3 protein-coding genes are annotated in these 6481 nt (G+C 40.1%); all 3 read right to left on the bottom strand.

Annotated elements, in window-relative coordinates:
• Nucleotides 1-1108, bottom strand: a 1108-nt coding sequence (locus JW794_09395) for a PAS domain-containing protein (protein MBN2018325.1), incomplete at its 3' end; no start/stop codon positions are given.
• A 334-nt stretch (nt 1109-1442) separates the two neighbouring features.
• The gene (locus JW794_09390) at nt 1443-2384 is read right to left on the bottom strand and encodes a PAS domain-containing protein (protein MBN2018324.1); all 942 of its coding nucleotides are present in this window, start codon (nt 2382-2384) and stop codon (nt 1443-1445) included.
• A gap of 184 nt (nt 2385-2568) precedes the next feature.
• Nucleotides 2569-6333, bottom strand: coding sequence for a PAS domain S-box protein (locus JW794_09385; protein ID MBN2018323.1), 3765 nt, complete (start codon nt 6331-6333; stop codon nt 2569-2571).
• Between the last annotated feature and the right edge of the window lie 148 nt (nt 6334-6481).

Here is a 6481-nt window from a genome sequence, read left to right as displayed (position 1 = left end):
TCTTCAAAGCTGAGCTTTGCAAAAAAATGGATTGAAAATTTCCTGTGCAAAGAAAATAAGTCAAAAATATTATGTTCTTAACTATAAATACAGGTCTTCCATGCCATTCTACAAGAATTTCCCTGCCATCCTTGGTCAGAACGAGATTTTCATTTAATGTAGGTTTCCTCAAAGAAATGATCTCATCAAACACTTTTGAGAGCATGGGACGGTTTGACTCCGGAACAACAGTTGCCAGGTAATCTTTATCCACAACCTCTTCCAGGGTGTACCCGAGAGCCTGGAGCATTGCATTATTCATCATGATGGTCTTGCCTTCGGAGTTGATGGCAACAAAGAAGGTTGGAGAGGTTTGAACGAGGTTTTCGCTGAATTCTTTTTCTTTGCGCAACGCTTCCACAGCCCGCCTACGTTCCGTGATATCTATACACTGGGCAATGGTTGACAGGACGGTTGTTCCATCTTCTTCATAAACATTCGCCAGGTTGCAGAGCATCAGGCGAGTAGCTCCATCTTTGCAGGTAAACGGGATCTCTACAGCTTCCATATATTCACTGTTCAAGGTGCCTTCAATCTTTTTCAGCGATTCTTTTTGCGTTGCTTTAGAAAACAAGATGCAGATTTCCTTACCGTTGACCTCATCAGCAGTATAACCAGTAATATGCTCAAAAGCCTTGTTAACCCGGGTGATCTTAATATCAGGATCCCAGACAATAATTGAGGCATTGGAATGATTGATAAGCTTATTCTGGTACTCCTGACTCCGGTTCAGTGAGTCTATAAGTATTAAATTCCTTAGATGCAGGGCATCCACCAAACGCCCCACAAAAACAAACATTATTCCACGAACCACATTTGACCATATATATGGCATATCCGGGTTCATAAGGTTCGAAATTACCAGCATAAGGGCAAGGAATAAACCAACCACTGCACCCTTACGTGACCACCATAGGCTTGCAAGAATGATTGGTATATAAAAAAGATGCGTAAAGATAACTTCGCTTTTTAAGATAAAATGAAAATAATAGGTGGTTAGTGTACAGATGGATAGCATCAATCCAAGAATGATCATTTTGAAAATACTATGATCATCTAATTTTTTCATGATATTTGTCTCCAGCAGAATTATTTCCAGATGACCCGATTACCACCATATACATCAACTTTGATTTATCAAGAAATCACTAATACCTTATTTTTTGGTTGGTCCAATGCAAGATTTTCAAGCTATGGATCCATTTATTATAATTTCAGATAGTGCACCAGCATTATGAAAATATTTGTCATTTTGTCTATTATCTTCCTTCTACAAACTTATGTTAATATCTATATTCATTATATTATAAATATACCGGGCAATTGAACTTTTTGTTAAAGATAATGTTACGGACGGACCAAAACGCATTTTCCATAGTTGTTCGTAACATGACAATTCATCATTATTTTCCTCCTTTTTTGAATTGCTCTATCTCTTTCTCTAGTTCTGATATTCGTTGTTTGAATTCTAACATTCGGTCTTCCCTTCCCACAAAGAGTGTATTCAGGTGCTCAAGTTCACCATACTTTTCTTTCAGATCTGCTGTGCGCTCTATTACATGTTCAAGGTTATCCGTAAGTTTACGTATCTCATCCTCAGCCCACTTATATTCACTGATATCATGGAATATCTCGACAACAGAAGTTATCGTACCATCACGGTCCCTGATAGGCGAGCAGGTGACTATTAAATTAAGCTGGGTTCCATTTTTTAGAACTATGTCCTTTACCATCGATTTGACTTCGCCGTCCATGAAAGCTTCCTTTGCAGTACAGTCGGAACACGGCTCACCAAGCCATTCAAATGATTCGTAGCATTTTTTTCCAAGAATATCCCCATATTGCTCTACCGCGATCCTGTTTGCCCAGGTGATATTCAAATTATTGTCCATAACAATGATTACATCATTTATGTTGTTCAGGATTGCCTGCTGTTTCTCCTGTAATTCTATAATCTCAGACCTGAATTTTTCCAACTGCTTTTCCAATATGTCTGTATATGACTGCATTTTATCCAGAAGCATCAACCTTTCCTGGTTCAAAACGACAACCAGTACACCAACAATGAGAAACATGGATGCACGTGCCGCATCTGTCCATATGGGCGTCCCAAGATGACTCAAAATGTGTGAAATTAGCAATATCAAGGCAAGAAATACTGCAACTGCAATCCCCTTACGCAACCACCATAGACTTGCAAGAATGATTGGTATATAAAAAAGATGCGTAAAGATAACGTCAGTTTTTAAGAAAAAATGAAAATAATAGATTAAAAGTATGCACGCAATAATAAGTAACCCAACAATAGCAATTTTTGAAGAATCTTTTCTAATAAATTCTTTCATAGCCACTCCCATATTATTAATTCGATCGCACTCAATTCACACTTAGCAGTCCAGGCAAACGGAACCCACATACACCCCGGGATCCCCTATAGCTGCAACTTGTGATCTGTTCACAGCCACATTATGTTATAAGTAGTTACATACTTAATAATATTGTTGATAGTTAAAAACAGTGTAAAAATGATTACGCTTTTTTCACAGTCACCCAGAATACACTTCCCTGTCCTTTTGGGTTATCCTCAACACCAACCCTGCCACCGTGCAGAGAGGTCAATCTTTTGACAATCGCAAGACCAAGACCTGTTCCTTTCACAGCATTATTCTTCACACGCCTGAAACGCTCGAAAAGCATTGATTTATCTTCATCCGATATACCCTCCCCAAAGTCGGTTACAGTTACTTTCCATTCATTGCCAGCATCAACGATGTTCACAATTATCCTGCTCCCTTTTGGACTGTACTTGATAGCATTGCATAAAAGATTTGAAAATACCTCCTCAATTACAGGATTGACATTTGCACAATATTCGCCGTGGACTTCAAACTCAATTGCCATTTTTTTATCCTCAAGATTGGGTCTGAGATTTTCGATCACTCCCTTTAAGAAAAATGCAATATCCCTCTTTTCAAATTCAAGGTCTTCAATAGATGCCAGTTTTGCATAATTGGATGCCCTTTCAATGATGCTGATGAGCTTTTCGTTATTCCTTTCAATTATCTCAAGGTACTGACGTTTATTCTTATTTTCTTCTATATTAAGCAGTATTTCGGTATATCCCTTGACAACCCCGGCAGGATTTAACAGGTCATGATGCATGATATCAGTGAATAGGTCTTTGAGTTCATTCGAATGCTGGAGTTCTTCGGCATATATTTTTAGATCATCCTCAGCCTGCTTGCGTTCAGTGACATTGCGGATCGATTCAATGGCTCCGATCTGGTTTCCACTACTATCTAATAGAGGTGAAGATACAATCCACAAGTCGGCACCTTTTCCTTCATATATATAGGGAACATAATTTTCAGCGTAGAGGATATTCCCCTCCTTTTTCACAAAATTATATTGCTGTTCGGACTCAACTTTAAAATCAAATAAGAGGTCGATTAACATAGGCCTACGTTCTCCATAGAATGGGACAGCATAAGAATAATCGCCTTTTCCGAGAATCTCTTCCTTCTTTATCCCGGTCATTTCTTCAAGGGTGTGGTTCCATGCAATCACTTTCTGTTCAGAATCCAGGACAAATGTGGCATCCGGAAGGAACTCAATGATATCCATTAGCTTCTGGTGAGCAGCAAAGAGTTCTTCCTCTGCCCGTTTGCGCTCTGTGATGTCAATGAGAGAAACAAGAATTCTGGAAAGGCTTTTTTCATGACCCGGGAAAACAGACCAGTGAACCACAACTTCTCGTGGCATCCCACTCAGGGTTTGCACGAATGCATCGGTTTTCATTTGTGTTTCACCGTTCAGAATTGCAACCAGTTCTTTAGAGAACGTCTCATAGGATTGATCTGAAAAAGTCTTCTCTATGTTTTCCAGCAATTCACTTTTGCTACCTGCCTCATGCAGTTCAAGGGCAGCCTGGTTTACATCGAGTATCTTCATCAATCCTGCACACCTGGAAACTACATCCGGGTGCTGCACCAGATACGCTTCGAGGTCATCAATATGCTCGTTCCTAATTAAAGTCTCAATGTAAGTTTTGACACCTGAGAAATCCTCTTCCAGAATCGCCACCGGTATGTTTTCAAACAGATCTCGGAAACGTTTTTCACTTTTTATAAGTTCTTCCTCAGCCCGCTTGCGCTCTGTGATGTCAATGAGAGAAAAAAGTACTCTGGAAAGGGTTTTTTCATGCCCCGGGGATACGGTCCAGTGAATCACAGTTTCTCGTGGCACGCCACCAAGGGTTTGTATGCCCCCATCAGATTCAACCTTAGTCTCACCGTGATAAATCGCCAGTAGCTCTTTACTGAACACCTCATAGGATTTCCTTGTAAGCGTCTTCCCCAGATTTGCTATTAATTCATTTTTGTCACTTGCACCATGCAATTTGATGGCAGCCTGATTTACATCAATGATTTTTACAAGTCCTGAACAGTGTTTTTTTATCTCCGGGTGTTGATCCAGATATGCTTCGAAGTCATCTATATGTTCAGTCCTGATCAAGTTCTCAATGTAGGTCTTGACTTCGGAGAAATCCTTCTCCATGATTGGTATCGGCAAATTCTCAAACAGACTGCGGAAACGTTCTTCGCTTTTCCTGTGAGCTTCTTCTGAACGCTTTCGGTTAATAGCCATCCCGATCACGCCTGACACCATGTGAAGAACATTGATATTGTCTTCACTCCAGTCGCCGGTATTTACCACATTGTCCAGTCCAACATAACCCATGAGCTCTCCTTTGGAATACATGGGAAGAACCAGAAGAGACTTTATGTTCTGCATTTCAAGTGTTTTTTTCTCAGCCGATGCCTCGGGTGGCAGTGAGGAAACATCATTGATCTGAATAGTCTCGTCATTGTAAAGTTTGGCCATCCACCAGTGATACTTGTTGACATTAAGGTTCTGACGCTTCTCTTTCTGGGATTCCACTCCTTCATCGCACCATTCGTGCGTATTGGCCAGTACGGTATTAGTTTCACGGAACAGGAAAACATAACTCCTGCTGGCCCCACATAGCCTGCCAATTTCATCAAGGGCAGCATTAATAGCAGCATCAATGTCAGTGGGGGCAACAAACAAAGAAGAAACAGCAGCTATTGACTTTTCGATTTCAAGCTTTCGTTTGAGAAGCTGCTCTGCATGCTTTTGTTCTGTAATGTCCTGCATTGTTTCCAGAGCCGCAACTAATTCGTTCTTACTGTTGTAGATAGGAGAAGCATCAAAGAGTACGTATCTTTTCTTTCCACCCAGATTTGGAACCCAGTTCTCAGAATGCAGGCCATTGGATACATATGTGGAGCGGACATATCTCTTATCACGTTTTATCTTTTCATCAAGTTCCCTGCTGACAACCACATCTGCAAGGGACGGATTGTCGGATATATAAAATCGGTCAGTGTTAACAATGTCAGATGCGTCAATACCTGTGAGTTCTTCAGAAGCTTTGTTCCAGTGAAGTATCTTATGCTGTGAGTCTATGACAAAAGTCGGAACCGTGGAATAGCGAACCAGACTAGCAGCAAATTCTTTTTGCTCGTGCAGGATTTTCTCAGCCTTCTTGCGTCTGGAAATATCGCGTACTATACATACCATACATTTCTTTTTTTCATGGGTTAAAAATCTGAGGCTCATCTCTACAGGCATGATTGAATTGTCTTTGCGCCTGTACGATCCTTCGATCACCGTATACTTTTTTTCACGGGTTTCATCTACAATTTTATCAAATGACCAGCCTTCCGGTATTTCAGTTTTGATGTCTAAGAGCCTCATATTCAGGAGTTCTTTACGGGTATATCCAAGATCGGTGCAGATTTTTTTATTTACGTCCAGAAAGCAGCCAGTTTGTGGATCTACAATTAATAACCCATCATTTGATTTATCGATCAGGTAACGGAATAATTCCGATGATTCTTCAGTTTTTATAATATTCGTTATATCATAGATTGTCATGGTGGCCTGTGATATTTCACCGGTCGTGTTAAAAATAGGCGTTACAACAATATCATAAAATGATTCAATACCGTTCTCATAACGGCTACGCGTGATCCTTACAGGCGCTTTTGTTGATATTGCCTGCCTGATCAGGCATGTTTTTTGATCACATAAGCCATCTTTCTCAGGAAAAAGATGATAACATGACAATGACTCAGATGCCGGATATTTTCCACCAATATGGGCTTTTGCAGCCTTGTTTGCAAGCACAATTTTGAAGTTACTGGTATCGATCACTACCGTAGGTACACCAATGCTGTCTAAAAGGATCTGTGTGTAATCACTTGACATCAGATTTTTTCCTCGATTCTACGAAGTGCTCAACTTCCCAACAGGACTGTGAAATACTAGAAATTGTATGAAGCAGATATTATATCTTAACTGAGATAAATCTATCCAGTAAGACTTATAATTATCCATTGATTGCCGGCTTTGTTCT

This window comes from Candidatus Cloacimonadota bacterium (assembly GCA_016932035.1).
Taxonomy (GTDB): Bacteria; Cloacimonadota; Cloacimonadia; order JGIOTU-2; family JGIOTU-2; genus Celaenobacter.
Note: the sequence above shows the minus strand (reverse complement) of the source record. Positions and strands in the feature narration are given on the sequence as shown.

What these genes read in the sequence shown, in the direction of transcription:
- JW794_09385 (MBN2018323.1), bottom strand. Translation starts at nt 6,333, where the DNA reads ATGTCAAGTGATTACACACAGATCCTTTTAGACAGCATTGGTGTACCT.
- JW794_09390 (MBN2018324.1), bottom strand. Translation starts at nt 2,384, where the DNA reads ATGAAAGAATTTATTAGAAAAGATTCTTCAAAAATTGCTATTGTTGGG.